The organism is Patulibacter ginsengiterrae (assembly GCF_056269115.1).
On sequence record NZ_JBWDOG010000009.1, the window covers coordinates 66,259 to 90,456 of the forward strand.

Here is a 24,198-nt window from a genome sequence, read left to right on the forward strand (position 1 = left end):
AGGCGGGCGGCGCCCTACGAGCGGTCGGCGGCGCGCTCCTTCGCGGCCGCCGCCATCGGGTCGTACGGCGGCAGCGCCCGGCCGCGGACCAGCAGCCAGTGGACCCCGTTGAGCAGGGCGACGACGGGCGCGCGCGTCAGCCGGCGACGGGTCAGCGCGGCGATCAGCCGCTGACTGGGGAGCGGGAGCAGTCCGACGTTGGGCTCGACCAGCGCCATCCCGGTCGGGCCGATCTCGTGGCGCAGGCCCCAGTAGCGCGCGTCCCGGACCAGCTCCGCGTCGCGGGTCGCGCGGGCGGCGGTGACCGGGGCGGCGAGCGTCTCGTCGTAGGCGTCGACCAGCGCGGCCCCGCTCCGGTCCCAGGTCAGCTCGGTCGCGGCGGCACGCACGGCGGCGACGAGCTCCGCGGCCCGCGCCGGGTCGATCAACGCGGCGTGGACGCTGGCGGCCGACGCGTCGACGTCCCACGGCACGATCGTCGCGGCTTCGGGGGCGAGCTCACGGAGCGAGGCGATCGGGGCGAAGAAGCAGGGGGTCCCGGCGGTCGCCGCCTCGAACGGGAGCAGCCCGAAGCCCTCGTAGGCGGTCGGATAGAGCGCGGCGGCGGCCTCCGACAGGAGCCACGCCTTGACGGGATCCGAGACCGAGGCCAGCTGGACGACGTGGCGGGCGAGCTCGGGGTGGGCGGCGGCCCAGGCGGCCTCGCTCCCGGCCGACGAGCCGTGGGCGACGCGTGGCCCGGCCAGCACCAGCTGCCCGTCCCAGCCGTGGACCGTCCGCAGGCGCGCGAACAGCTCGAGCGCGAACGGGCGGTTCTTGTGGTGCATGTCGGTGCCGAGCACGACGAGGAACGGCCGCCCGTCGAGCCCGGCCGTGGCAGGCGGCGCGGTCCCGGCGGCGTGGGGCACGCACTGGTGGTCGACGCCGATCTGGACGACCCGGGTCTGGTCGCTCGGGACGAGGCCTTCGCGGTGGGCGTCCTGGGCCGCGTGCTCGGAGAAGAACAGCACCCGATCGGCGATCGCCAGCGCCTCACGCGTGAGCTCCCGGTACGCGAGCCAGACGCCGGAGTCGGGGAAGTACGACGGGTTGCGGAAGGCGATCAGGTCCTGGTGCGTGAGCACGATCCGGCGCCCGAGGCTCAGCAGCAGCCGGACGTCGACCTGCCCGGTCACCTGGTAGGGCCGGTGGACGATGTCGTCGATCGCGACGCCGTCGTCGACGTCCTCCGCGGCCAGCAGCTCGATCCCGGGCATCGCGGCGATCGCGTCGCGGGCGGTGGTGCTCAGGTCCCAGCCGACCAGCACCCGGATCCGGGCCCGCTTCGTCCGCCACAGCGCCCCGATCAGCTCCAGGGTGTGGACCTGGGTGCCGGTCGTCGATCCGCTCAGGCAGCGTCCGTCGATCGTCACCCGCAGCGTGGTGATCGCGCGCGACGCGATCTGGAGCGCGCGGCCGAGCGGCCCGTGCTCGTCCCGCTCGGCGGCCTCGACCGCGGCGCGGTAGTACGGGTAGCGCGAGCGGATGATCTGCTCGTGCTCGTCCTGGAGCGGGTTGCGTCCGCCGTCGACGCCGAGCGAGGCCTGGCCGTGGTGGAGCACGAGGACGTCGTCGGCGAGCACGTGGCGGAGGCCGACGCGGAGGCAGCGCTGCGCGAAGTCGACCTCCTCGCCGTAGCCGGGGGAGAAGGCCTCGTCGAACGCGCCGACCAGCTGGAGCGCGTCACGACGGAGGTAGAGGCAGTGGCCGACGGCCGTCGGCAGCTCCGGGTAGAGCCGGCACGAGGCGGTGCGGATCCGGGCCGCCGCGTCGTCGAGGGTCACGTCCTGCGGCAGCGCGGGCAGCGGCGTGTTGCGGAAGGGGACCGAGACGATGCTGCCGTGGTTGGTGAGCGCGGTCGCGGTCGCCACCTGCGTGTCCGAGTAGGCCGCGTCGCGAAGCCCGTCGAACCAGTCCGCCGCGACCACCACGTCGGAGTTCACGAGCACGACGTCGGACGGCGCGGCGATCGCGATCGCGCGGTTGGCGTTGGCGACGAAGCCGCCGTTGCGCTCGGCCCGCGACCAGTGGACGTCGTGGGCGATCACGCCGCGATCGTGGAGGTCCATGAGCCAGGCGTGGCTCGCGGGGTCGGGACCGGCGTCGTCGGCGATCAGGATCGGGACGTCGACGGGGGTGTGGGCGAGCACGCTGCGTAGACACTGCGCGAAGGCGTCGTGGGCGCCGTACAACGGGATGCAGACCACCGCCCGCGCGCCTGGCCGGAACGGCGCGTATGGCGGGGAGACGCGCGAGGGCTCGGCCTGGATGAGGGGCATCCGGGGCCACAATAGTTTGCGGGCCGGACCGGGTGTACCCTGGACACCTCCGCCGGTCCGGAGCGCGGAAGGCCGCGCTGGCCGCGAAGCTGACGGCCCCGGCGCGGCAGCTGGGAGAATCCGCCGGATGGACGGCCTACGCGACGGTTGGTTGGTCTTCCTCGACAGCCCGGTGCCCGCGCGGCTGGCCGCCGGGGCCGCTGGCGCGATACCCATCGCGGGCTGGGTCTTCCTCCCGTCCTCGCCGACGGTCTCGGTCGCGTTGGCGTGCGGGGACGGTCCCGAGGTCCCCGTCGATGCGCACTCGATGGGGCGGCCCGACGTGCGCAACGCGCTGGCGCCGGCCGGTCGCGGCGGTCGCCGTCGTGCCCAGGCGAGCGGCTTCTGGGGCCTGCTGCCGCTGCCGGCGGTCCGCGCGGAGACGACCGTGGCGATCCGGCTGCGGGCGCGGGCGGCGAACGGGGCCACGCTGGAGGAGGTCCTCGGCCACGTGACGCTGGTGCCCGGCGATCCGCCGCCCGCGCCTCGGCCCGGTGCCGAGCCCGGCGCCGGCCCCGAAGAGGCGGCGGCGCTGGTGATCTGCCTGGCCACCCACGAGCCCGATCCCGGGCTGCTGGCCGCGCAGGTCGAGTCGATCCGCGCCCAGAGCTACGAGGACTGGCACTGCCTGGTGGTCGACGACGCGTCCTCGGCCGCGGCGCGGGTGACGATCCGGGCGACGCTCGCCGGCGACGCCCGCTTCACGCTCGTCGAGCACCGCCAGAACCTCGGCTTCTACGGCAACTTCGAGCGGGCGCTGCTGCGGGTCCCGCCGACGACCCGCTACGTCGCGCTGTCGGATCAGGACGACGTCTGGTTCCCGGACAAGCTCCGCCGGCTGGTCGACGCGCTCGCCGACGGGGCGCAGCTGGCCTACGGCGACATGCACGTGGTCGAGCGGGACGGCCGCCTGCGGCAGCGCTCGTTCTGGACCTCGCGACCGAACAACAGCAGCGACCTCGCCGCGCTGCTGAGCGCCAACACGGTGACCGGCGCCGCGTGCGTCTTCCGCCGCGAGCTGCTCGACCGGGCACTGCCGTTGCCGCCCCGCTGGCGCCACGCCTACCACGACCACTGGCTGGCGCTGGTGGCGTTGGCGACGGGCACGATCGCGTTCGTCGACGAGCCGCTCCAGGCCTACGTCCAGCACGACCAGCAGGTGATCGGTCACGTCGACGGCGTGGTCGAGCGGCGCTCGCGGCGGGCGCGGGTTCCGCTGGCCCCGGCGTGGCTGCGGCACCACCGGCTGAGCGTGGCGATGGGCGGCGGCGACTACGCGGGGTACACGCTCTACCGCCGCTGGCTGGGGACGATCCTGCTGGCCCGGGTCGGCGGGATCGCGACCCCGCGGACGCGGCGGATCCTGCGGCGCGCGGCCGACGGCGACCGGGGTGCTCGCGGCCTGGTCCTCGCCGCGGCGCGGGCGCTGGCCGGCCGCGGCCCGCGACGGAGCACGGTCGGCCACCATGCGGCTGAGCTGCGCGGCGCCCTCTGGCGGCGGCGGAACCGCTGCCAGGCCCGTTCCTCGCTGCTCCCGCCGGGCGCGCTCGAACCGGCTGCGCGCCACTTCGACGGGTTGGTCGCGTACCTCCCCGACGCGCGCGACTGACCGCGCGCCGCGGCTCGTCCCGATCGCCGACGGCGACCGGGACGGCGGCGGGCCTACGCCGTAGCGGGGACCCCGGCCGGCTGGGGCTCGAGCGCCACCTGCAGGACCTCGTCCAGCCCCATCGAGGGATGGAACGTGACGGCGTCGAGGACCTCCTGCGGGACGTCGTCGAGGTCGCCGCGGTTGCGCTCCGAGATGATCACGTCGGTCAGGCCGGCGGCGTGGGCGGCGAGGCTCTTCTGCTTGAGCCCGCCGATCGGCAGGACCCGGCCCTGGAGCGTGACCTCGCCGGTCATCCCGACGGTGTGCCGCACGGGCCGCCCGGTCAGCAGCGAGACCAGCGCGGTCACCATCGTGATCCCGGCCGACGGTCCGTCCTTCGGGACCGCGCCCGCCGGGACGTGGACGTGGAACTCCGCGTCCTCGAGCTTGGCCGGGTCGATCCCGAGCTTGTCGGCGTTGGCGCGCACCCAGCTGAGCGCGATCCTCGCCGACTCCTTCATCACGTCACCGAGCTGGCCGGTCAGGATCAGGCTGGGCGCGCGGTGCTGGTTGCCGGGCACCGGCACGCGGGTCGCCTCGATGAACAGCACGTCGCCACCGGCGCCGGTCACGGCCAGGCCGGTTGCCACGCCCGGGACCGCGGTCCGGGCCGCCGACTCGTGGAAGACCTTCTGGCGGCCGAGGGCGTCGCGGACCCGGCTGAGGTCGACCGTCACCGGCGCCTCGTCCTTACCCGAGGCGATCCCCGTCGCGGTCTTGCGCAGCAACGTTCCGACCTGGCGCTCGAGCTGGCGGACGCCGGCCTCACGCGTGTACTCGTCGACGACCGTCCGCAGCAGCCCGTCCGGGATCGTGACCTCGTCGTCGTGCAGGCCGTTGGCCTTGCGCTGACGCGGGACCAGGTGATCGCGGGCGATTGCGGTCTTCTCGGCGACCGTGTAGCCGTCGAACGGGATGATCTCCATCCGGTCCAGCAGCGGCGCGGGGATCGTCTCCAGCGTGTTGGCGGTCGCCAGGAAGAGGACCTGCGAGAGGTCGATCTCGATGTCGAGGTAGTGGTCGCGGAAGCTGTGGTTCTGCGCGGGGTCGAGGACCTCGAGCAGCGCTGCCGACGGATCGCCGCGGTGGTCCGCGCCGACCTTGTCGACCTCGTCCAGCAGGATCACCGGGTTCATCGTCCCGGCGTCGCGCAGGGCCCGCACCAGGCGACCCGGCAGGGCGCCGATGTAGGTCCGGCGGTGGCCGCGGATCTCGGCCTCGTCGTGGACGCCGCCGAGCGCGATCCGCACGAACTCGCGGCCGGTCGCCTTCGCCACCGACTCGCCGATCGACGTCTTGCCCGTGCCGGGGGGACCGACCAGGGTCAGGATCGAGCCGCCACCGCGACGACGCGACGAGCGTCCGCTCTTGGCGTCGTCGACGTCGAGGTCGTCGAGGCCGCGGTCGGCCCGCAGCTTCTTGACGGCCAGGAACTCGACGATCCGGTCCTTGACGTCGTCGAGCCCGAAGTGGTCGCTGTCGAGCGTCTCGCGAGCGTGGACGGGATCGAGGTTCTCCTCGGACCGCTCGCCCCACGGCACGGCCAGCAGCCAGTCGAGGTAGTTGCGGATCATCTGGGCCTCGCCGCTGCCCTCGCCGCCCATCCGCTCGAAGCGGCCGAGCTCCTTGTCGGCCTGCTCGCGGACGTCGTCGGGCATCCCGGCCTCGGCGATCTTGGTCCGGTACTCCTCGACGACCGATCCGTCGTCCTCGCCGAGCTCGTGGCGGATCGAGTCCATCTGCTTGCGCAGCAGGTACTCGCGCTGCTGCTTCTGGGCGCCGGACTCGACGCCGTCGCGGATCTTCTGGCGCAGCTGGAGGTCGCTCAGGCGCTCCTGCAGCAGCTCGATCGTCTTCTCCAGCCGCTCGGTGACCTCGAGCGTGGCGAGGATGTCGACCTTCTGCTCGACCGTCAGCTCGGGGTCGTAGCCGACCGAGTCGGCCAGGGCACCGGGCTCCTTGATCGCACGCAGGACGGCCGCGACCGAGCCGTCGTCGCCGCGGGCAGTCAGGATCTCGTCGATCGTGGCGCGCAGGGTCCGCGTCAGGTCGCGGGTGCGGCCGTCGACCGGAACCTCGTCGGGGTGCTCCTCGACGGTCACGCGGAGGTCGCCGTTGGGGCCGGTCTGGGCGGCACCGGCGACGCCGCGGGCCTCGCCCTCGAAGATCGCGCCGTGGCCGCCACCGGGGAGGCGGACCCGCTGCTTGACGCGGGCGATCGTGCCGACGGCGGCGAACTCGCCGTCGACCCGGGGGACCAGGAGCACGCGCTCCTCGTCGCCGGGGTCGACCGGCAGGGTGACGTCCATCGTCGGGAAGACGACGACGTCGTCGAGCGGGATGAGGAGCAGGGTGCTGGGCATGTGGTCTCTCCGGGATCTTCTGGTCGTGGAGAGCAGGTGCAAGGCACCTCCGTCTCCTGGCTTCACTGAATCTCAGTGTTGCACACGCAGATCTCCGATGGCAAATCTTGTAGGTTTCTAGCGGCTTTCGGGCAGAGTCGATCTGTCGCGAGCAGCAGGAGCCTTTGATCGGGGAGGGGGTGCGGGACCGGGGTGCTTGGGTCAGCGGGACAGCGATCCGGGCGTCGCCCGGCGTCCCGCCCCGGCGTCCTGCCCCGGCGTCCCGCCCCGGGGGCGACGGGCTCGGGTTTGGGTGGGGGCGGTGCCGGGGGGCGAGCTCGGCACGGCTTCCGGCGACGGGCTCGGGTTTGGGGGAAGCGGTGCTGGGCGCCGAGCTGGGCCGCCGCTCCGGAAGCGCGGTCTGGGCGCGAGGCGGCAGGGCCAGGCTGGCCCTGCCGATGGGCAGGGGTTCGATCGAGGCCCGAAGGCCGCGTACGGGCAGCAGGCGTGGAGAACGGCGCGGCCGAAGCGTCGGGCGAGCGGAGTCCGTTCGCGTCGGTGCTCGCGCCTGGGGTCAGCTTGCGTCGCATAGCGACGCGACATGACCCCGCTCCTCGCGTGCCGACGCAAGCTGACCCCAGGTGCCCGGCGTCCCTCCGTGGCCGCCCGCCGCCCCGCCGCCCGCCCGACCTCCCGCCGTCCCGCCTCCCGCCCGGGTGACCTCGTCCCGCCGTCCCGCCGCGCCCCTCCCGCCGGGCGACCCGCCTCCCGCCGGGCGACCCGCCTCCCGCCGGGCGACCCGCCTCCCGCCGGGCGACCCGCCCGCCCCCCTCCCACCGGGCGACCCCCCTCCCGCCGGGCGACCCCCCCCCCTCCCGCCGGGCGACCAGCGCCCGGCGTGCGTCAGCCGCTCAGGCCGTGCGGTCGAGGAGCACGAGGATCGTCTCGGCGGTGGGGTCGCTGGCCCCGTGCAGGCGGCCGCCGGTGGCGATCAGCGCCTGGAGGTAGGCGGCGATCTCGGCGGTGACCTGCTCGCCGGGCAGCACGGCCGGGATCCCCGGCGGGTAGCCGGCGATCGACTCGCACGAGACGCGGCCGACGGCGTCGGCCATCGCGACCCGCTCGCGGGCCCCCAGGAACGCGTCCCGCGGGCTCATCACCATCGACGTCTGCGGCATCGGCGGGGTCTGGAACAGCGGCTGATCCTCGCTGTCGATGCCGATCCGGCGGACCACGTCGTCGAGGTCTCCGGCGGCCCGGACCAGCGCGGTCGGGTTCTCGGCGACGCCGGTGACGAGCACGATCGTCGCGTGGGAGGCCAGCTCGACGTTGAGGTCGTAGGCGTTGCGGGCCTCGGTCGCCACGTCGTAGCCGGTCCGGCCGGTCGCGCGGACGTCGAGCACGATCCGCAGCGGATCGATCGCCGCGACGCCGGGCAGGCCCAGCAGCTCCGGCCCGACGACGGTGACCCCCGGGGCCTGGTCGAGCTTCTCGCGGGTCCGCTGGAGCGCGGCGAGCGTCTCGTGCAGCAGCGCCTCGCCGTGGACGGCGAGCTGGCGGCGGGCGGCGTCGAGCGACCCGAGCAGCAGCGACGAGGGCGAGGTCGAGCGCAGCAGGCGGAGCACGCGGGAGATCGACTCCGGGTCGATCCGGCCGGTGTCGGCGACGTGCAGCATCGCGCTCTGCGTCAGCGACCCGCTGAGCTTGTGGGTGCTGGTCAGGACCGCGTCGGCCCCCTGCTGCAGTGCACTGGCCGGCAGGTCCGGATGGAAGCCGAGGTGCGGTCCCCACGACTGGTCGACGACCAGCGGGACGCCCGCCTCGTGGGCTACCGCCGCCAGCCCGACGACGTCGGCGCAGACGCCGAAGTAGGTCGGCGAGACGACGAAGACCGCCCCGATGTCGGTCTCGCGGGTCAGCGTCTCGCGGAGCGTCTCGGGCGTCACGCAGAGCGCCATCCCGAGCTCGTCGTGGTGCTCGGGGGCGACGAACGACGGCTGCCCGCCGCTGAGGACGAGCCCGTCGACGAGCGAGGTGTGCGAGTTGCGCTGGACGACGACCTTGCGGCCGAGCGGGGCCAGCGCCAGCGTCAGGGCGTGGTTGCCCTGGGTCGCGCCGTTGGTCAGGAACCAGGTCCGGAGGGCGCCGTGGGCGTCGGCGGCGAGCTGCTCGGCACGCTCGTAGGGGGTCGGGCTGGGTCCGAGGTCGACGCCGTGGATGTCCTGGCAGATGTCCAGGCCCAGCGCGCGATCGCCGATCGCGTGGCGTAGTCCGGGGTCGGCGCCGTCGCCCCCCTTGTGGCCCGGGACGTGGAAGCGACCGGCGCCTCGCAGTCCGTAGGCGACGACAGCGTCGAGGTACGGGGCGACCGGTTGGTCCCCGTTCCGAATGCGGCTCATATGGGGCGAGCATCCCAGACTTCGGCCCGGGGACCAAAACGATCTGGTCCCGTCCGAACGGCTGGTTGGGAAAGGACCCCCTGCGGCGGCCGGCGACGGGGGCCCGCGGCGGCCGAACGACCGCCGGTAGGGCGTGCTCCGTCGTTCCGGCCGCTCAGTACTCGTCGCGCTGGACGCGCCAGACCGCCAGGCCCAGCAGCGCGACGAGCCAGACCGCCAGCAGCGCGAACGAGCCCGGCAGCGAGACGTGCGAGTTGGAGAGGAACTCGCTCGTCGTCGTCAGGTTCATCACGTTCTCGGCGGCGCGCGGCAGCAGCACCCGGGCGATGCCCTCGGAGATCTCCGAGCCGATGATGCCGGTGATCAGGTTGCCGCCGATGAAGAGCACGATCGAGGCCGCGATCGCGGGCCCGTTCGAGCGCAGCATGGTGCCGACGGCGAGGCTGACCAGCGTCCAGATCCAGAGACTGCTGAAGGTGCTCCAGATCGCCGTCAGCGACTCCTTGGCCGTCGCCTGGGCACCACCCTCGCTGCCGATCAGCAGCGCGCTGGCGAACGCCAGGACCAGGACCAGGACGGCGACCGCGCCGACCGAGATCAGCAGCGCCGGAACCCGCACCAGCGTCAGCTTCCAGCGCGGCACGCCGGTCAGCACGAGGTACCGCATCGTGCCGTTGGCGGTGTCGTAGCTGCCGGCGAGCGCGCCGATGATGACGGCCGCGAAGACGCCGGCGAAGCCGCCGGCGCCGTTGACGATGTCGAGCGCGTCCTTGCCCCCGCGAGGATCGCGGAGGAAGACGACCAGGATCCCGATCACGCAGAGCGCGAGCACGAAGCCGAGACCGCCGAGGAACGACCCACGGCGGCGCGTGATGCGGGTGATCTCTGCCCCGAGCAACGGGAACATCAGCGGGCCTCCGGAGGCGTCGTGGGGACGGGCGGCGTGAGCCCGTCGATCGGCAGACCGGAGGGCGGAGCCAGGCCGCCCACGGGCGGGCCGGACGGCGGGCCGTCGAGCGGCGCGTGGGCGAGCTCGCCGGCGGTCCGGCCGGTCAGCTCGAGGAAGCGGCGCTCGAGCGTCTCGCGGACCGGGCGCAGCTCGAGCACGCCGATCCCGGCGGTGAACAGCTCGCGGCCGGTCAGCCGCAGCTCGTCGTCGGTCAGATCGGCGACCACGACCTCGAAGCCGTCGGTCCCGACCGGGCGGACGTCGGTCGCGAACGGCAGCGCCTCGAGCACGGGGCGCGCGCGGGAGGGGTCGTCGGTCCGGACCCCGACGGCCTGGGTCCCGCCGCTGAGCAGCTGGGCGACCGAGCCCGAGGCGAGCATCTTGCCCTTCTCGATGATCGCGACGTCGTCGGCCATCTTCTCGACCTCGCCGAGGATGTGCGACGAGATGAAGACGCTGCGGCCCTCGTCGACGAACTCGCGGATCATCTCGCGGAACTCGACGAGCCCGGCGGGGTCGAGCCCGTTGGTCGGCTCGTCGAGGACCAGCAGCTCGGGGTCGTTGAGCAACGCGCGGGCGACGCCGAGCCGCTGGCGCATGCCGAGCGAGTAGCCGCCGACCTTGTCGTCGGCACGGTCGGCGAGCTTGACCCGTTCGAGCGCGCCCGGGATCGCGGCGCGACTCTCGGGACCCTGGTGGGCGGCCCAGACCTCGAGGTTCTTGCGGCCGGTCAGGTACGGGTAGAAGCGCGGCTCCTCGACGATCCCGCCGACGCGCGAGAGGGCCTCGCGGGTGCGGGACGGGATCGGCATCCCTCGCACGACGATCTGACCGGAGCTGACCCGGGCGAGGCCGAGCATCATCCGGATCAGGGTGGTCTTGCCGCAGCCGTTCGGGCCGAGCCAGGCGTAGCAGCGGCCGCGCGGGACGTCGATGGTGACGTCGTCGACCGCGACGACCGAGCCGAAGCGCTTGGTGACGTTGCGCAGGGAGATGACGGGTTCCATGGCGGGGCGTGCCGCGGTTGGACGGGCCGACGGGGTTCGCCGGGGGAGACAGCACGCCGACGGGACCATAGCGAGCGTCGTGGTCGTGATCGGCGAAGATCCCGGGGTGAGCGCGACCCGTCGACCGTGGACCGCAGCCCGCGCGCTGCCGCTGGTGAGCCAGGCCCGTGAGCGCTGGGGGCTGGACGCGGACGCGCCGGCGGAGCTGCTGCGGTTGGGTACCAACGCCAGCTACCGCGTCGGGGAGACCGTCGTCCGGATCGCGCCGGCCGGTCGTTCGCGGCCGGCGGTCGATCGCGAGCTGGAGCTGGCGCGGTTCCTGGCGACCGCGGATGTCCCCGCCGTCCGGCCGGCGGCGCTGGAGCAGCCGATCGAGGTCGACGGCCACTGGGCGACGGCCTGGCAGTGGATCCCCCACGACCCCGAGGCGGTCGTCGACGGGGCCGCGTTCGGGGCGCTGCTGCGTCGGTTCCACGATGCGACCGAGCGCTACGAGGCGGCGCTTCCGGAGTGGGACGCGCTGGAGCTGATCGAGGCCCGGCTCGCCGGCCTCCACCAGCATCCGGCCTTCGCGGCCGACGAGGTCGCGTTGCTGGAGGCGACGCTGACCGAGCTCCGCGACGCGCTGGCGGTGCTCGGCGACGCGGTGCCGAGTGGCGTGATCCACGGCGACGCGCACCCGGGCAACGTGATCGCGGCCGAGGACGGCTCCGGGGCGGTGCTCGCCGACTTCGACCTGATCGGCCACGGGCCGCGGGCCTGGGACCTGGGGCCGGCGGCGCTCTTCCCGCGTCGCTACGGCGCCGACCCGAGCTGGTGGGAGGCGGTGCGCGTCGGCTACGACCGGCCCGAGGACCCGTCGTGGGAGGTCTGCCTCCGGGTTCGCGAGCTGGCGTCGGCCGCCTGGCTGTTCGCGGGGGAGGACGCGACCCCCGGGCCCGACGGACAGGTCCGCCGGTCGGCCGAGGCCGACGTGCGGATGCGGGCCTTCACCGGTGAGCCGGATCCTCCGGTGTGGGGACGGCGCTAGCCTGCTCGGCCTGCTCGTAGGGGGAGGCGACCGGCTCCGGCTGCTCGTACGGTGACGGGCCGCCGGTCGGCCGCTCGGCCTCGGCCTGCTCGTAGGGCGACGGGCTCTCGGCGGCCTCGGACGGCTCGGCCGCCGCCGGATCGGGGGCGGAGGCCGGGGCCGGCGTCGACGCCGACGGATCGGCCGGGGTGGCCGCTGCCGGCGACGCCGCGGTCGGCGCTGAGGCCGCGGCCTGGCGGTCGGCCTCGGCCTGCTCGCCGACGGCGTCGAGCTTCTCGCGGAGCGCGTTGGTCGCGGCGTGGAGCTCCCCGAGCAGCGCGCCGATCGGCCGCGGATCGGGCGTCGCCTCGGCCTCGACTCCCTTGTAGGCGGCGCTGAACTCGCGCACGAACCCCCGCGGGCCGGCCGCCACGCGGCCCCGCACGGCGACCAGCGCCGTCGTCAGCCGATCCCACTCGCCCCGCGCCTCCGCCTGCCCCTCGGGGCCGAGGGCGTTCCAGCGGGACTCGAGCTCACGGGCGGAACGGATCCGGGCGTTGGCCGCGCGCGCGACCTGGGCGAGTTGGAAGTAGCCGGCCATGGTCGGACCAGGGTAGCCGGAGCGGCGTCGACCACGAGGCCGATCGTCGGTAGGGTCGCCGTCGATGCGGCGTCCAGCGGCCTTCCCCCACGCCGGCGTCCGATGACCCGGATCCTGATCGCCGCGCCGGTCCGCCAGCGCCCCGAGAACCTGCGGGAGTTCCTGCGGTCGCTGGGCGACCTCGACCTCACGGGGCTGACCGTCGAGTTCGCGTTCGTCGACGACAACGACGACGAGCGGGCCAGCGCGCTGCTGCACGACTTCTCGCCCGAGGCCGCGGTCCGCTTCCTGCCGGCCGGGGCCTCGGGCGTCGCCTACGTGACCGACGAGCGCTCCCACCACTGGGCGCCGTCGCTGATGGACCGGGTCGGGACCTTCAAGGACCGGTTCCTGGCGATCGCCCGCGACGAGCGGTTCGACGGGGTCTTCCTCGTCGACTCCGACCTGGTCCTGCACCCGCAGACGCTGCGGCAGCTGGTCGCGCACGACGTCGCGATCTGCTCCGAGCTGTTCTGGACCCGCTGGGAGCCCGAGGACCCGGAGCTGCCGCAGGTCTGGATGCACGGCCAGTACTCGCTGTTCCCGCTCGCCCGCGACGAGACGATCGATGCCGACGAGGCCCGCCGCCGGGCCGACGACTTCGTGGCGATGCTGCGCCGCCCGGGGCTCTACGAGGTCGGCGGGCTGGGGGCGTGCACGTTGATCCGGCGCGCGGCGATCGAGCGGGGCGCGTCGTTCCGGCCGATCCCGAACCTGCAGCTGGTCGGCGAGGACCGCGACTTCTGCGTGCGCGCGGCGGCCCTCGGGATCCCGCTGCACGTCGACACCCATCACCCGGCGCTCCACCTCTACCGGCCGCGGGACCTGGAGCGGGTCGCCGCGTTCCGGGCCGACTGTGCGACCGGGCCGGCCACCGGCTGGCGCAAGCAGACCGGCAACCGGGTCGTGCTCTCGATGATCGTGCGCAACGAGGCGGGCCGGTTCCTCGACGAGGTCCTCCGCCACGCGGCGAGCTACGTCGACGCGGCGGTGATCATCGACGACGCCAGCACCGACGAGACCGTCGCGATCTGCCGCACCGCGCTCGGCGACCTGCCCCACGAGATCGTCTCGCTCGACCGCTCGCTGTTCGCCCGGGAGCACGAGCTCCGCCGGCTGCAGTGGGAGCGCACGCTGGAGGCGGAGCCGGACTGGATCCTCAACCTCGACGCCGACGAGCTGTTCGAGGACGCGATCCGCGAGCTGCTGCCGGCGCTGGTCAACCAGACCGAGGTCGACGCCTACTCGTTCCGCCTCTTCGACATGTGGAGCCCGACCCAGTACCGCAGCGACGAGCGCTGGTGCGCCCACACGCTCCACCGGATCTTCCTGGTCCGCCCGGTTCCGGGGATGGCGGCGGAGTGGCCGGCCTCCGAGCAACACGCCGGGCGCTTCCCGCCGTCGGTCGAGACGTTGGCCCAGTGGACCTGCTCGGTCCGGCTCAAGCACCTCGGCTGGGCGACCGACGAGGTCCGGCGGGCCAAGCAGGAGCGCTACCGGCGGCTCGACCCCGACGGACGCTGGGGCTCGGCGGGCCAGTACCGGTCAATCCTGGACGAGGCTCCGAACCTGCTCGACTTCGACGGCTGAGCCCGCGCGCAGCTGCTGCCGGAGGGCGCCCGCGATCCGCTCGCCGGCGTCGCCGCGGCCGAACGCCCCGGAGCCGGACCGGGGAGCGGACGACGCCAGCGCCCGGGTCGCCGCGGTCACGATCCGCTGCTCGTCGGCGCCGACCAGCTCGGCGACGCCGGCCTCGATCGCCTCGGTCCGCTCGGTCCGCTCGCGGACCACCAACGTCGGCACCCCGAGCACGGCGGCCTCCTCGGTGACGCCGCCGGAGTCGGTCACGACCAGCGCCGCGGCCGCCAGGCGCCGGAGGAAGCGCGGGTAGTCCGCGGCCTCGGCGAGCTGGACCTGCGGCCGGCCGCCGAGCGTCGCCCGGACGCGGCCGGCCACCCGCGGGTTGGCGTGCAGCGGCAGCCAGACGTCGAGGTCGGGGTGCGTGTCGGCGATCCGCCCGATCGCGCGCAGGATCGCCTCGATCGGCGGGCCGATGCTCTCGCGACGGTGGAGGGTCGCGACCAGCAGCCGGCGCCCGGCCGCGACCGGCGGCTCGCCGAGCCCGTCGGTGGCGGCGAGCGTGCGTTGGAGCTCGTCGACGATCGGGTTGCCGGTGAGGAAGACCGCCGCGGGCGGAACGCCCTCGGCCCGCAGCTGCTCGGCGGCGCGGGCGGTCGGGGCGAAGTGCCAGCGGGCGAGGGCGGCGATCATCCGGCGGTTGGCCTCCTCCGGGAACGGGATCCGGGGGTCGCCGCTGCGCAGCCCGGCCTCGACGTGCCCGACCGGGATCCCCCGGTGGAACGCCGCCTGCGCCCCGGCCAGGGCCGAGGTCGTGTCGCCCTGGACCAGGACGACATCGGGCTCCGCCTCGGCGAGCACCGCGTCGAGCCCGCGCAGCAGGCCGGCCAGCAGCTCGGTCAGCGTCTGGTCGACGCGCGTCAGCGGGACCCGGACGTCGGCGGTCAGGCCGACGGCGGCGAGCGCCTGCCGGGTCAGCTCGTCGTGCTGGCCGCTGTCGACGACGGTGACGCGCGCCCAGTCGCTCGCGCGGAGCGCCCGGACCACGGGCGCGAGCTTGATCGCCTCCGGGCGGGTGCCGATGACGACGAGCAGGTGGACCGCCGAGGGTGGGCGTCGCGTCATCGGCGATGACCCTAGCCGGGATCCGCCGCGGCCGGGGCACGTGCGCACCGAGCGGCGCCTGCCGTACGCGCGTGCCGCGGATCAGGGAGCATGCCGGGCGATGTCGTCTGACGCGCCCTCGGAGCGGCCCACGATCTGCCTCAACATGATCGTGCGGGATGAGGCCCACATCATCGTCGAGGCGCTCGACTCGGCGGCCCCGCACATCGACCGCTGGGTGATCGTCGACACCGGCTCGACCGACGAGACCGTGGCCACGATCGAACGGCGGATGGCCGAGCACGGGATCCCCGGGGAGATCCACCACCGACCGTGGCGGGACTTCGGCAGCAACCGCACGGAGGCGCTCCGGCTGGCCGACGGGCAGGCGGACTACCTGTGGGTGCTGGACGCCGACGACCTCGTCGAGGGGGACCTCGACCTGACGTCCCTGACCGCCGACTCCTACCTGCTGCGGTACCGCGTCGGCCACGCGTTCTGGCGGCGGCAGATCTTCCGGGGTGGGATGCCGTGGCGCTACGAGGGCGTGCTCCACGAGTACCCGGTCTGCGACGCCCCGGCGACCGAGGCCCGGCTCGAAGGCCGCTACGTGATGCTCGGCCGCAAGCTCGGGGCCCGCAGCAACGACCCGCGCAAGTACGAGCGCGACGCGGAGCTGCTGCGGACGGTGCTCGAACGCGAGCCCGACGACCACCGCGCGCTGTTCTACCTCGGCCAGAGCCTCGCCGACGCGGGCGACCACGAGGGCGCGCTCGACGCCTACACCCGCCGCGCCGCGCTCGGCGGCTGGGACGAGGAGCGGTGCCTGGCGCTGATCCGGCGGGCCGACTGCCTCGAGGCGCTCGGCCACCCGTGGGCGGCCTCGTTGGAGGCGCTGCTGGAGGCGTTCGACGCCCGCCCGACCCGGGCCGAGCCGCTGGTGCGGATCGCTCGGCACTACCGGGAGGCGGGACGCTTCACGCTCGGCTACGAGTTCGCGCGCCGGGCGAGCGCGCTGCCGTACCCGGTCGACGACAACCTCTTCGTCGACGCCTCGGTCTACGAGTGGCGGGCCCAGGACGAGCAGTCGGTCTGCGGCTTCTACACCGGCCGCCACGCGGAGGCGCTCGATCTGGGCACGGCGCTGCTGGCCAGCGCGGCGCTCCCGGACGAGGAGCGCGAGCGGGTCGCCGCCAACCGCGACGGCTGCGTCGAGCACGTGCGCGAGCAGCGGACGAGCTATCCGGCGGAGATCGTGGCCGCGCTCGGCGGTCCGCGCGGGGGCGTCGCGACCCCGGACGTCACGCTGACGATCAACTCGAGCGGTGCGCGCGAGCGGGTCGAGCGGACCCTCGACTCGTTCCTGCGCTGCTGCGAGGACCTCGACCGGATCGCTCGCTACGTCTGCGTCTTCCCGGCCGCCGACGGGCACGACGTCCGGCGCCTGGTCGAGCGCTATCCGTTCCTCGAGGTCGTCCGGACCCGGCCCGGGGCCGAGGATCCGGCAGCGACTCGCAACCGCCTGCTCGACCAGGTCCAGACCCCGTTCTGGATCTCGCTCGAAGACGGCTGGGACCTGTTCGCGCGCGGGCGGCTGGTCGAGCGCGCGACCCGGATCCTCGCCGACGACGAGACGATCGCCCAGGTCGCGTTCAACCGCTCCTACGGGGCCGCGCTGGCCGACCGCCACCTGGTCGGGGGCGAGGTCCGGACGGTCGACGGCCTCCGCTACCGGCTACACGAGCACCTGGCGCCGGACGGGCCGGAGTGGGACCGGTTCCGGGCGACGCTGGCTCCGGACGTCCACACCAACGTCCACTGGCCGCACTTCACCGTCCAGCCCTCGCTGCTCGCGGTCGAGCGGCTGCGGCAGGTCGGGCCGTTCGCCGCCGCCGCCGACGTCGAGCACGAGTTCGGCCGGCGCTACGTCGCGGCGGGCCTGCGGACGGCCTTCTTCGACGAGCTGACGGCGCTCCCGTCGACGACCCCGGCGATCCCGGCGGGGCCACCGCCCGGCCCGCTCCTGCTCTCGCAGCTGGCTCCGGGGACGCGGACCGGCGAGCTCGAGCTCGACCTCGATCCGCCGTGGCCGGTCGTGGCGGGGGCGGTGACGAGCGACGCCGACGGGCTGCGGTTGACGGTCCGGACGGCGGTCGCGGACGAGGCCCCGCGGGACCACGTGGTCGGGCTCGGGCCGGACCTGACGGTCGAGCGGCTCGAGTCGGCGGTCGCCGGGAGCGCGCTCGTCGGGCAGCACGAGGTCGCGCTCGACGACGGGACGCTGCGGTTCGAGGATGCGGGCGAGGGGCTGAGTCGGATGGTCCGGCGCGCGTCGGACGGCGCCGAGCGCCGGTCGCCGGCCTTCAGCCTCGCGGGAGCCGAGCAGGAGCGGGTCTTCGGGCTGGTTCGGAGCGGTCATCGGCTGCTGCTGGTGTTCGGCGTCCACGGCGAGCGGCTGGCGGTGGCGGTGATCGACCCGGCGGAGATCGGCGGCGTGCTCGGGTAGCCCTGGGCCGCGCGGCGGGCAGGATCCGGGAGGACATGTGTCCAGCTGGCCGTCGTCTCTGGCGATGGGTGGCTCGGTTCGGTTAGGCTGCCCGCGGCCACGCTGGCCGCGACGCGACGGGAACGACGACTTGCACGACGACGGACAGCACCCAGAGGACGGCGGGGACCAAGCGGACGGGCGGTCGCACGACCTCAGCCGTCGGCAGCTCCTCAAGGGCGCAGGGGGCCTGGCGCTCGGGGGCATCACCTGGTGGATGCCGGAGACCGCGCTCGGCGCTTCGCCGACGCCGCTGGTCCGGATCCGCCGGCTGGCGCGGACGATCTCGAGCTCGAAGGTCGAGAAGCGCTACCGCAACCGTCTGACGAAGCTGCTCTTCAAGGCCGAGGAAGCGCTGATCAACAAGCGGCCGAACCGCGCGCGGCAGATGCTGCGCGAGTTCAACGTCGTGCTCGGGGAGAACGGCGGTCGCCGCAACCTGAGCCGCGCCCTCGGCCGCCGCTGGATCCGCGAGTCGCACATGATCCGCGAGCGGATCGCGCCTGCGGCCTCGCCGCAGGGCCACACGGGCCCGGCTGGCGAGACCGGCGCGGCCGGCACCGGGTCGACCGGCGCCACCGGCGGCACGGGAGACACCGGCTCGACCGGCTCGACCGGGGCCCAGGGCGGGCCCGGAGTCAAGGGCGACACCGGCGCGACCGGTCCGCAGGGCGAGACGGGTGGCACGGGTGGCACGGGCGCGACCGGTCCCACGGGGGCTACGGGAGAGACCGGCGCCACGGGCGCGACCGGTCCGACGGGTTCCGCCGGCAGCACGGGCTCCACCGGCGCGACGGGTCCGACGGGTTCCAGCGGAAGCACGGGAGCCACCGGCCCGACCGGCGGCTCGGGTGCGACCGGGGTGACCGGCGCGACGGGGGCCACCGGTTCGACCGGTGAGACGGGCGCTACGGGGCCGACCGGCAGCGCGGGTTCGACCGGCGCGACGGGTTCGACCGGTCCGACGGGCGCTACGGGCCCGACCGGCAGCGCGGGTTCGACCGGCGCGACGGGTTCGACCGGTCCGACGGGAGCCACCGGCCCGACCGGCAGCGCGGGCTCGACCGGCGCGACGGGGGCCACCGGTTCGACCGGTCCGACGGGAGCCACCGGCCCGACCGGCAGCGCGGGTTCGACCGGCGCGACGGGCCCGACCGGCGCGACGGGCCCGACCGGCAGCGCGGGTTCGACCGGCGCGACGGGGGCCACCGGTTCAACCGGTGCGACGGGTGTCACCGGAGCCACAGGCAGCACCGGCGCTACGGGTGCTACGGGATCGACCGGGAGCGCGGGCTCAATCGGTGCGACGGGGGCCACCGGCGCCACCGGGAGCACCGGAGCGACCGGTTCGACGGGAGCCACCGGCCCCGCGATCTAGCGGGAGGCCGCGCCGCGGGACGATCGCGAGGCGGTCGTCCCCCGTTCGGCCGTGTGCCGGTGCCGCCGATCCGACGGGGCCGGTCGGGGGTGCTCGGCGGTCCCGCCGAGCCCGGCCGTCAGGCGGAGCCGGGCATTGGGGCTACGAACGAGTAGCTGTAGCCAGCAAGCGGGATTCCTCGCGTTGGGGTCCGTCGGAGCCTTCGACGAACGTAGGGGTGCACGGGGGGCTCCGGGCTGGCAGGATGCCCGCATGGCCGACCAGTCCAACGCGAACCTCGCGACGCTCCTGACCACCACCGCGGCGAAGCATCCGGAACGGATCGCCGTGCGGTTGGACGAGGCGGCGGTTCCGTACGGCGCGCTCGACGCCGGCAGCCAGCGCGTCGCCGGCCTGCTGCGCGACCTCGGCGTCCAGCCGGGCGATCGCGTCGGCGTGATGCTGCCGAACGTCCCCCACTTCCCGCTCGCCTACTACGGCGCGCTGCGGTTGGGGGCGGTCGTGGTGCCGATGAACCCGCTGCTCTCCAAGCGCGAGGTCGCCTACTACCTGCGGGACTCCGGCGCCAAGCTGCTGCTGGCCTGGCACGGGTTCGCCGAGGCCGCCGAGGGCGGGGCGGCCGAGGTCGACGGCGCCGAGGTGCTGCTGGTCGAGCCGGCGGACATCGCGCAGCGCGTCGGTGCCGCCGAGCCGATCGCCGAGGTCGCGCACAAGGACCCCGACGACACCGCCGTCGTCCTCTACACCTCGGGCACGACCGGCCAGCCCAAGGGCGCCGAGCTGACCCACAACAGCATCGGCAGCAACGTGCAGGCCTGCCTGAGCCTGTTCGACCCGACGCCCGAGGACGTCTTCTTCGGCGGCCTGCCGTTCTTCCACGTCTTCGGTCAGACGGCGACGCTGAACGTCGCGGTCGCCGTCGGCGCCGAGGTGACCCTGCTGCCGCGCTTCGACCCGACGGTCGCGCTCGAGATCGTCCAGCGCGACAAGGTCACGATCTTCATGGGCGTGCCGACGATGCACGGCGCGATCCTCCACCACCCCAAGCGGGCCGACTACGACACCAGCTCGCTGCGGCTGTTCGTCTCGGGCGGGTCGGCGCTGCCGGTCGAGGTCCTGAAGGGGATCACCGAGACCTTCGGCACCCCGATCCTCGAGGGCTACGGCCTCTCGGAGACGTCGCCGGTCGCGTCGTTCAGCCGCCGCGACCTGCCGCAGAAGCCGGGCTCGATCGGCGTCGCGATCCAGGACGTCGAGCTGCGGGTCGTCGACGACGAGGGCGTCGAGGTGCTGGTCGGCGAGGTCGGCGAGCTGCAGGTCCGCGGCCCGAACGTGATGAAGGGCTACTGGAAGAACCCGGAGGCGACCGCCAAGGCGATCGACGCCGACGGCTGGTTCTCGACCGGCGACATGGCCCGCAAGGACGAGGACGCCTTCTACTTCATCGTCGACCGCAAGAAGGACCTGATCATCCGCGGCGGCTACAACGTGTACCCGCGGGAGATCGAGGAGGTCTTCTACGAGCACCCGGCCGTGGCCGAGGTCGCCGTGGTCGCGATCCCGCACGAGGAGCTGGGCGAGGAGATCGGCGCCGCCGTCGCGCTCAAGTCCGGCAGCGCGGCGACTGCCGACGAGCTGCAGACGTTCGTCAAGGAGCAGGTCGCGGCCTACAAGTACCCGCGCAAGATCTGGATCGTCGACGAGCTCCCGAAGGGGCCGACGGGCAAGATCCTCAAGCGCGAGGTCTCCGCGCCCCAGGCGTAGGCACGGGCGGCGTCCCGACCGGAGCCGGTCAGGACGCCGGGCCCGCGGACCCCGCCAGGCCGGCGAGCCGGTCGGCGGGGACCAGCTCCGCCGGGTGCGCGCCACCCGCCACCCGGCGGGCGAGCGCGTCGCGCGGGAGCGGCGCGTCGGACGCGAGCAGCAGCAGGTTGCCGGCGTGCTTGCCGCGCACCACCTCGCGCCCGCCGAAGGCGACGACGTGGGCGAAGGTCGCGCGGAGGATCGCGGCCTGCGCGGCGACGACCGGCCACGGCGGCTGGTCGACGACGTTGAGCAGGTAGCGGCCGTCGGGTCGCAGGACCCGCCGGACGTGGCGGGCGAAGGCCGCGGTCGCCATCGGCTCGGGCGTCTCGGTCCCGACGAACGCGTCGCCGATCACGAGGTCGAAGGCGTCGTCCGGGCTGCGCTCGGTGGTCACGCCCGCGTCGGCCTGGACGATCCGCATCCGCTCGCCCCGCCGCAACCGCAGGTGGCGCTCGGCGAGCTTGACGACCGCACCGGAGCGCTCGACCACGGTCTGCGTCACCTGCGGCCGGGTGCTGGCGAGGAAGCGGGGGAGGCTGAACGCCCCGCCGCCGAGGTGGAGCACGTCGGCGGCGGCGCCGCGCGGCACGAGCACCTCCAGCGCCGCGCCGATCCGGGCGACGTAGTCGAGCTCGAGGTGGGTCGGGTCGTCGAGGTCGACGTAGCCGTGGGCGAGGCCGTCGATCAGCAGCAGCCGGCCGCCGGGCCGGTCGAAGGCGGGCAGCAGCTCGAGCACGCCGACGGTCGACTCGATCCGGACCGGCTCCGCTCCGGAGCGGCCGCGGGTACCGCGGCGGGAGGAACGACGTCCGGCCATGCCCTGATCGTCGCCGATCGGCGGCCGGCGGGCGGTGACGTGGCCCCGTCTCCGCTCCGCCCCGGAACGACCGCGACCCGGTCGAAGCTCGACCGGGTCGCGGGGTCCTCGGGTGCCGGGCGACGGGCGCCCGGCGGGTGACTCAGCGGGCGCTGGTCACCGGTTCCGGGGTGGGATCCACCGTCATCGCCGGACCGCGCTCGTCGACGTTCTCGACCAGGTGCCCCTCGAGCGAGACGTTCGGGAGGATCTTGTCGAGCCAGCCCGGGAGCCACCAGGCCTTGTCGCCGAGCAGCAGGACCACGGCCGGGGCGATCACCAGGCGGACGATCAGGACGTCGATCAGGATCGCCAGGCCGAGTCCGAGGCCCATCATCTTCGCCGTCACGTCCGGCTGCGAGACGAAGGCGAGGAAGACCGCGGCCATGATCAGGCCGGCGAACAGGATCACCTTGCCGATCCGCGAGACGCCGTGGATCACGCTGTCGCGCGGGCCGTCGCCCTCCTTGTACGCCTCGTGGATCCGGGAGAGCAGGAAGACGTTGTAGTCCATGCTCAGCCCGAACAGGATCGCGAACAGCATCACCGGGATGAACGAGACGATCGGCACCCCGCTGTCGGCCCCGATCAGGCTCGCGCCGATCCCCTCCTGGAAGACGGCCACGACCACGCCGTAGGCGGCACCGACCGAGAGCAGGTTGAAGACCGCCGAGACCAGCGGGACCCAGAGCGACCGGAAGGCCATGATCAGCAGCAGGACCGAGAGACCGATCACGACCGCGATGAACAGCGGCAGCCCGGCGGCGGTCTTCGAGGAGAAGTCCTCGAAGCCGGCGGTGTTGCCCCCGACGTAGACCTTGTCGGCCAGCGGCGTGCCCTTCGTCGCCGCGGGGATCACGTCGTCACGCAGGCGCTTGAGCGTGTCGCTCGTGGCCTGGTCCTGCGGGGCCGAGGTCGGCACCGCATTGAGGATCGCCGCACCACCGTCGGCGGTCGGGAAGGCCGGTGAGGCCTGGGAGATGCCCTTGGTCTCCGAGACCGCCGCGTAGAGCTTGTCGAGCGCCGCGCTGGTCTCCGGGATCTCGGCCTCGGCGGCGTCGATCTGCTTCTGGAAGCCGGCGATCTCCGCCTTCGGAGCGCCGGTGGCCATGGCCTGGCCCATCGCGGCCGCTGCCTTCGAGATCCGCGCCAGCGCCGGGGCGTCGGCCTTCGGCGTGTCGATCGCCAGCAGGAACGGGCCGTTGTGGCCGGGGCCGAAGGCCTTGCTCTGCTGGTCGTACGCGATCCGCTGGGTCTTCGACGTCGGCTGGTTGCCGTCGTCGGGCTGGCCGAGGCGCATCTGCGTGACCGGCGCGGCGAAGATCAGCAGGATCACGACGCCGACGGCGATCGAGACCCACGGACGGCGGGTCACGATCTCGCCCCAGCGGGCGAAGAACGGCGAGGCCTGGACGTGCTTGGCCTTCCTCGGCTTCAGCCAGCGGGCGAACGCCCCGATCATGATCGGGAGCACGGTCAGCGCGGAGACGACGACGGCGGCGATCCCGATCGCGGCGCCGATGCCCATCTTGCCGATCATCGGGATCCCGATCACCAGCAGGCCGGCGATCGCGACCATCACGATCAGGCCGGCGGCGACGACCGAGGAGCCGGCGGTCGCGGCGGCCTTGGCGGACGCGTCACGGGTGCTGTCACCGGCGGCGACCTGCTCGCGGTAGCGCCCGATGATCAGCAGCGCGTAGTCGATGCCGGCGCCGAGGCCGAGCATGACGGCGATCGTGGTCGCGAACGCCGGCAGGCCGAGCGGCTTGGCCAGGATCGCGAGCAGGATCTGCCCGAACGCGACGCCGAGCAGTGCGCCGAGCAGCGTTGCCCCCATCGCCGCGAACGAGCGGAAGAGGATGGTGAGGAGGACGATCGCGATCGCGACGCCGACCAGCTCGCCGATCGGGGCGTCCTGCTCGGCGGCGACGTCGACGACCATCCCGCGCATCGCGACCGAGACGTCACCGGCCTTCTCGGCCGAGCGCGCGGCGGTCTCGAGCTTCTCGCCGTCGGTCTTCTCGATGTCGGACGGCTGGGTCTTGTAGCTGACCTGGGCCGCCGCGATCGTGCCGTCCTTGGAGACGGTGCCGTCGCGGAACGGGTCGGAGACGGTTGGATGGCCGGACTTGCCGTCCTTCAGCAGGGCGACCTTGGCCAGGGCGGCGTCGACCGCCGTCTTGTTGGCCGGATCGGTGATCTTCCCGCTCTTCGCGCTGAAGACCAGGGTCGCGTCGGACCCGGCGAGCTGCGGGCTGTGGGCCTTGAGCAGGTCCATCGCCTGCTGCGTCTCGGTGCCGGGGATCGAGAAGTCGTCCGCGGCCTTCCCGCCGGTCCCGGCGAGGATGCCGAGAATGATGATCACGGCGATCGCGGCCGCGAGGCTGCGCTTCCAATAGTGGGTGAGCGCGCGGGCAATTCGCGCGAGCAGCGAAGACATGGTGCTCCTGTACGGGCGGGAGAGAAACGCCCCGAGGGGACGCCGCGGGGCAAGATACCACAGCCGCTGAAAGTTCGCAGGAGTTGCAGAAATGCAACCTATGCATTGCTGCATTAGTTGCAGAATGCCGCTAG

At 74.0% G+C, this 24,198-nt stretch carries 14 protein-coding genes and 2 pseudogenes; 6 read left to right on the forward strand and 10 right to left on the reverse strand.

Annotated elements, in window-relative coordinates:
• Nucleotides 1-14: 14 nt before the first annotated feature.
• Both ACVUH9_RS13475 and ACVUH9_RS13480 read right to left on the reverse strand, forming a co-directional pair.
• A complete protein-coding gene (locus ACVUH9_RS13475; RefSeq protein WP_475757911.1) occupies nt 15-1,010 on the reverse strand; it encodes a glycosyltransferase in 996 nt (331 codons plus the stop codon).
• Nucleotides 1,011-1,727: 717 nt separating this feature from the next.
• A pseudogene (locus tag ACVUH9_RS13480) lies at nt 1,728-2,534 on the reverse strand (glycosyltransferase); the annotation flags it as partial.
• Between ACVUH9_RS13480 and ACVUH9_RS13485 the strand changes: the two are divergent.
• Nucleotides 2,446-3,966 carry a glycosyltransferase gene (locus ACVUH9_RS13485; RefSeq protein WP_475757729.1) on the forward strand — a complete coding sequence of 507 codons (1,521 nt, stop codon included), beginning with the start codon at nt 2,446-2,448 and terminating at the stop codon, nt 3,964-3,966. The pseudogene ACVUH9_RS13480 and the gene ACVUH9_RS13485 sit on opposite strands and share 89 nt — an antisense overlap.
• Before the next feature lie 53 nt (nt 3,967-4,019).
• On the opposite strand, the gene lon is transcribed toward ACVUH9_RS13485, so the two are convergent.
• The 4 genes from lon to ACVUH9_RS13505 all read right to left on the reverse strand — a co-directional run bounded on the left by lon (nt 4,020) and on the right by ACVUH9_RS13505 (nt 10,705).
• Nucleotides 4,020-6,371, reverse strand: coding sequence for an endopeptidase La (lon, locus tag ACVUH9_RS13490; protein WP_475757731.1), 2,352 nt, complete (start codon nt 6,369-6,371; stop codon nt 4,020-4,022).
• 890 nt (nt 6,372-7,261) lie between these two features.
• On the reverse strand, nt 7,262-8,749 hold the full coding sequence (locus ACVUH9_RS13495) for an aminotransferase class I/II-fold pyridoxal phosphate-dependent enzyme (RefSeq protein ID WP_475757733.1): 1,488 nt from the start codon (nt 8,747-8,749) through the stop codon (nt 7,262-7,264).
• Nucleotides 8,750-8,903: 154 nt separating this feature from the next.
• On the reverse strand, nt 8,904-9,656 hold the full coding sequence (locus tag ACVUH9_RS13500) for a hypothetical protein (protein ID WP_475757735.1): 753 nt from the start codon (nt 9,654-9,656) through the stop codon (nt 8,904-8,906).
• Nucleotides 9,656-10,705, reverse strand: a complete 1,050-nt coding sequence (locus ACVUH9_RS13505; RefSeq protein ID WP_475757737.1) for an ABC transporter ATP-binding protein — start codon at nt 10,703-10,705, stop codon at nt 9,656-9,658. Before ACVUH9_RS13505 ends, ACVUH9_RS13500 begins: the two co-directional genes overlap by 1 nt.
• 106 nt (nt 10,706-10,811) lie before the next feature.
• On the opposite strand from ACVUH9_RS13505, the gene ACVUH9_RS13510 reads away from it, so the two are divergent.
• The gene (locus ACVUH9_RS13510; RefSeq protein ID WP_475757738.1) at nt 10,812-11,735 is read left to right on the forward strand and encodes a phosphotransferase enzyme family protein; all 924 of its coding nucleotides are present in this window, start codon (nt 10,812-10,814) and stop codon (nt 11,733-11,735) included.
• On the opposite strand, the gene ACVUH9_RS13515 is transcribed toward ACVUH9_RS13510, so the two are convergent.
• Nucleotides 11,695-12,315 (reverse strand): hypothetical protein, encoded by a 621-nt coding sequence (locus ACVUH9_RS13515; protein WP_475757740.1) that lies wholly within the window; start codon nt 12,313-12,315, stop codon nt 11,695-11,697. The two genes, ACVUH9_RS13510 and ACVUH9_RS13515, sit on opposite strands and share 41 nt — an antisense overlap.
• A gap of 102 nt (nt 12,316-12,417) precedes the next feature.
• Here ACVUH9_RS13515 and ACVUH9_RS13520 point away from each other — a divergent pair, with 102 nt between their 5' ends.
• Nucleotides 12,418-13,944: a glycosyltransferase gene (locus ACVUH9_RS13520; protein WP_475757742.1), complete on the forward strand. Its 1,527-nt coding sequence runs from the start codon at nt 12,418-12,420 to the stop codon at nt 13,942-13,944.
• Here ACVUH9_RS13520 and wecB read toward each other — a convergent pair.
• Nucleotides 13,900-15,057 carry a non-hydrolyzing UDP-N-acetylglucosamine 2-epimerase gene (gene wecB / locus ACVUH9_RS13525; protein WP_475757743.1) on the reverse strand — a complete coding sequence of 386 codons (1,158 nt, stop codon included), beginning with the start codon at nt 15,055-15,057 and terminating at the stop codon, nt 13,900-13,902. The two genes, ACVUH9_RS13520 and wecB, sit on opposite strands and share 45 nt — an antisense overlap.
• Before the next feature lie 100 nt (nt 15,058-15,157).
• Here wecB and ACVUH9_RS13530 point away from each other — a divergent pair, with 100 nt between their 5' ends.
• The 3 genes and pseudogenes from ACVUH9_RS13530 (at nt 15,158) to ACVUH9_RS13540 (ending at nt 20,723) form a co-directional block, all read left to right on the forward strand.
• Nucleotides 15,158-17,542, forward strand: coding sequence for a glycosyltransferase (locus ACVUH9_RS13530; protein ID WP_475757745.1), 2,385 nt, complete (start codon nt 15,158-15,160; stop codon nt 17,540-17,542).
• Nucleotides 17,543-18,062: 520 nt separating this feature from the next.
• Nucleotides 18,063-18,947 (forward strand): annotated as a pseudogene (locus ACVUH9_RS13535) (hypothetical protein); the annotation flags it as partial.
• Nucleotides 18,948-19,211: 264 nt separating this feature from the next.
• Nucleotides 19,212-20,723, forward strand: coding sequence for a long-chain-fatty-acid--CoA ligase (locus tag ACVUH9_RS13540; protein WP_475757747.1), 1,512 nt, complete (start codon nt 19,212-19,214; stop codon nt 20,721-20,723).
• Nucleotides 20,724-20,751: 28 nt separating this feature from the next.
• On the opposite strand, the gene ACVUH9_RS13545 is transcribed toward ACVUH9_RS13540, so the two are convergent.
• Nucleotides 20,752-21,582 (reverse strand): spermidine synthase, encoded by an 831-nt coding sequence (locus tag ACVUH9_RS13545; RefSeq protein ID WP_475757750.1) that lies wholly within the window; start codon nt 21,580-21,582, stop codon nt 20,752-20,754.
• Nucleotides 21,583-21,724: 142 nt separating this feature from the next.
• The gene (locus tag ACVUH9_RS13550; RefSeq protein WP_475757752.1) at nt 21,725-24,064 is read right to left on the reverse strand and encodes an MMPL family transporter; all 2,340 of its coding nucleotides are present in this window, start codon (nt 24,062-24,064) and stop codon (nt 21,725-21,727) included.
• Nucleotides 24,065-24,198: the final 134 nt, after the last annotated feature.

Excerpts from the sequence above, each read along its gene's own strand:
- ACVUH9_RS13500 (WP_475757735.1), bottom strand. The coding sequence starts at position 9,656 with ATGTTCCCGTTGCTCGGGGCAGAGATCACCCGCATCACGCGCCGCCGT.
- ACVUH9_RS13505 (WP_475757737.1), bottom strand. The coding sequence starts at position 10,705 with ATGGAACCCGTCATCTCCCTGCGCAACGTCACCAAGCGCTTCGGCTCG.
- wecB (WP_475757743.1), bottom strand. The coding sequence starts at position 15,057 with ATGACGCGACGCCCACCCTCGGCGGTCCACCTGCTCGTCGTCATCGGC.
- lon (WP_475757731.1), bottom strand. The coding sequence starts at position 6,371 with ATGCCCAGCACCCTGCTCCTCATCCCGCTCGACGACGTCGTCGTCTTC.
- ACVUH9_RS13520 (WP_475757742.1), top strand. The coding sequence starts at position 12,418 with ATGACCCGGATCCTGATCGCCGCGCCGGTCCGCCAGCGCCCCGAGAAC.
- ACVUH9_RS13530 (WP_475757745.1), top strand. The coding sequence starts at position 15,158 with ATGTCGTCTGACGCGCCCTCGGAGCGGCCCACGATCTGCCTCAACATG.
- ACVUH9_RS13485 (WP_475757729.1), top strand. The coding sequence starts at position 2,446 with ATGGACGGCCTACGCGACGGTTGGTTGGTCTTCCTCGACAGCCCGGTG.
- ACVUH9_RS13495 (WP_475757733.1), bottom strand. The coding sequence starts at position 8,749 with ATGAGCCGCATTCGGAACGGGGACCAACCGGTCGCCCCGTACCTCGAC.
- ACVUH9_RS13550 (WP_475757752.1), bottom strand. The coding sequence starts at position 24,064 with ATGTCTTCGCTGCTCGCGCGAATTGCCCGCGCGCTCACCCACTATTGG.
- ACVUH9_RS13545 (WP_475757750.1), bottom strand. The coding sequence starts at position 21,582 with ATGGCCGGACGTCGTTCCTCCCGCCGCGGTACCCGCGGCCGCTCCGGA.
- ACVUH9_RS13515 (WP_475757740.1), bottom strand. The coding sequence starts at position 12,315 with ATGGCCGGCTACTTCCAACTCGCCCAGGTCGCGCGCGCGGCCAACGCC.
- ACVUH9_RS13540 (WP_475757747.1), top strand. The coding sequence starts at position 19,212 with ATGGCCGACCAGTCCAACGCGAACCTCGCGACGCTCCTGACCACCACC.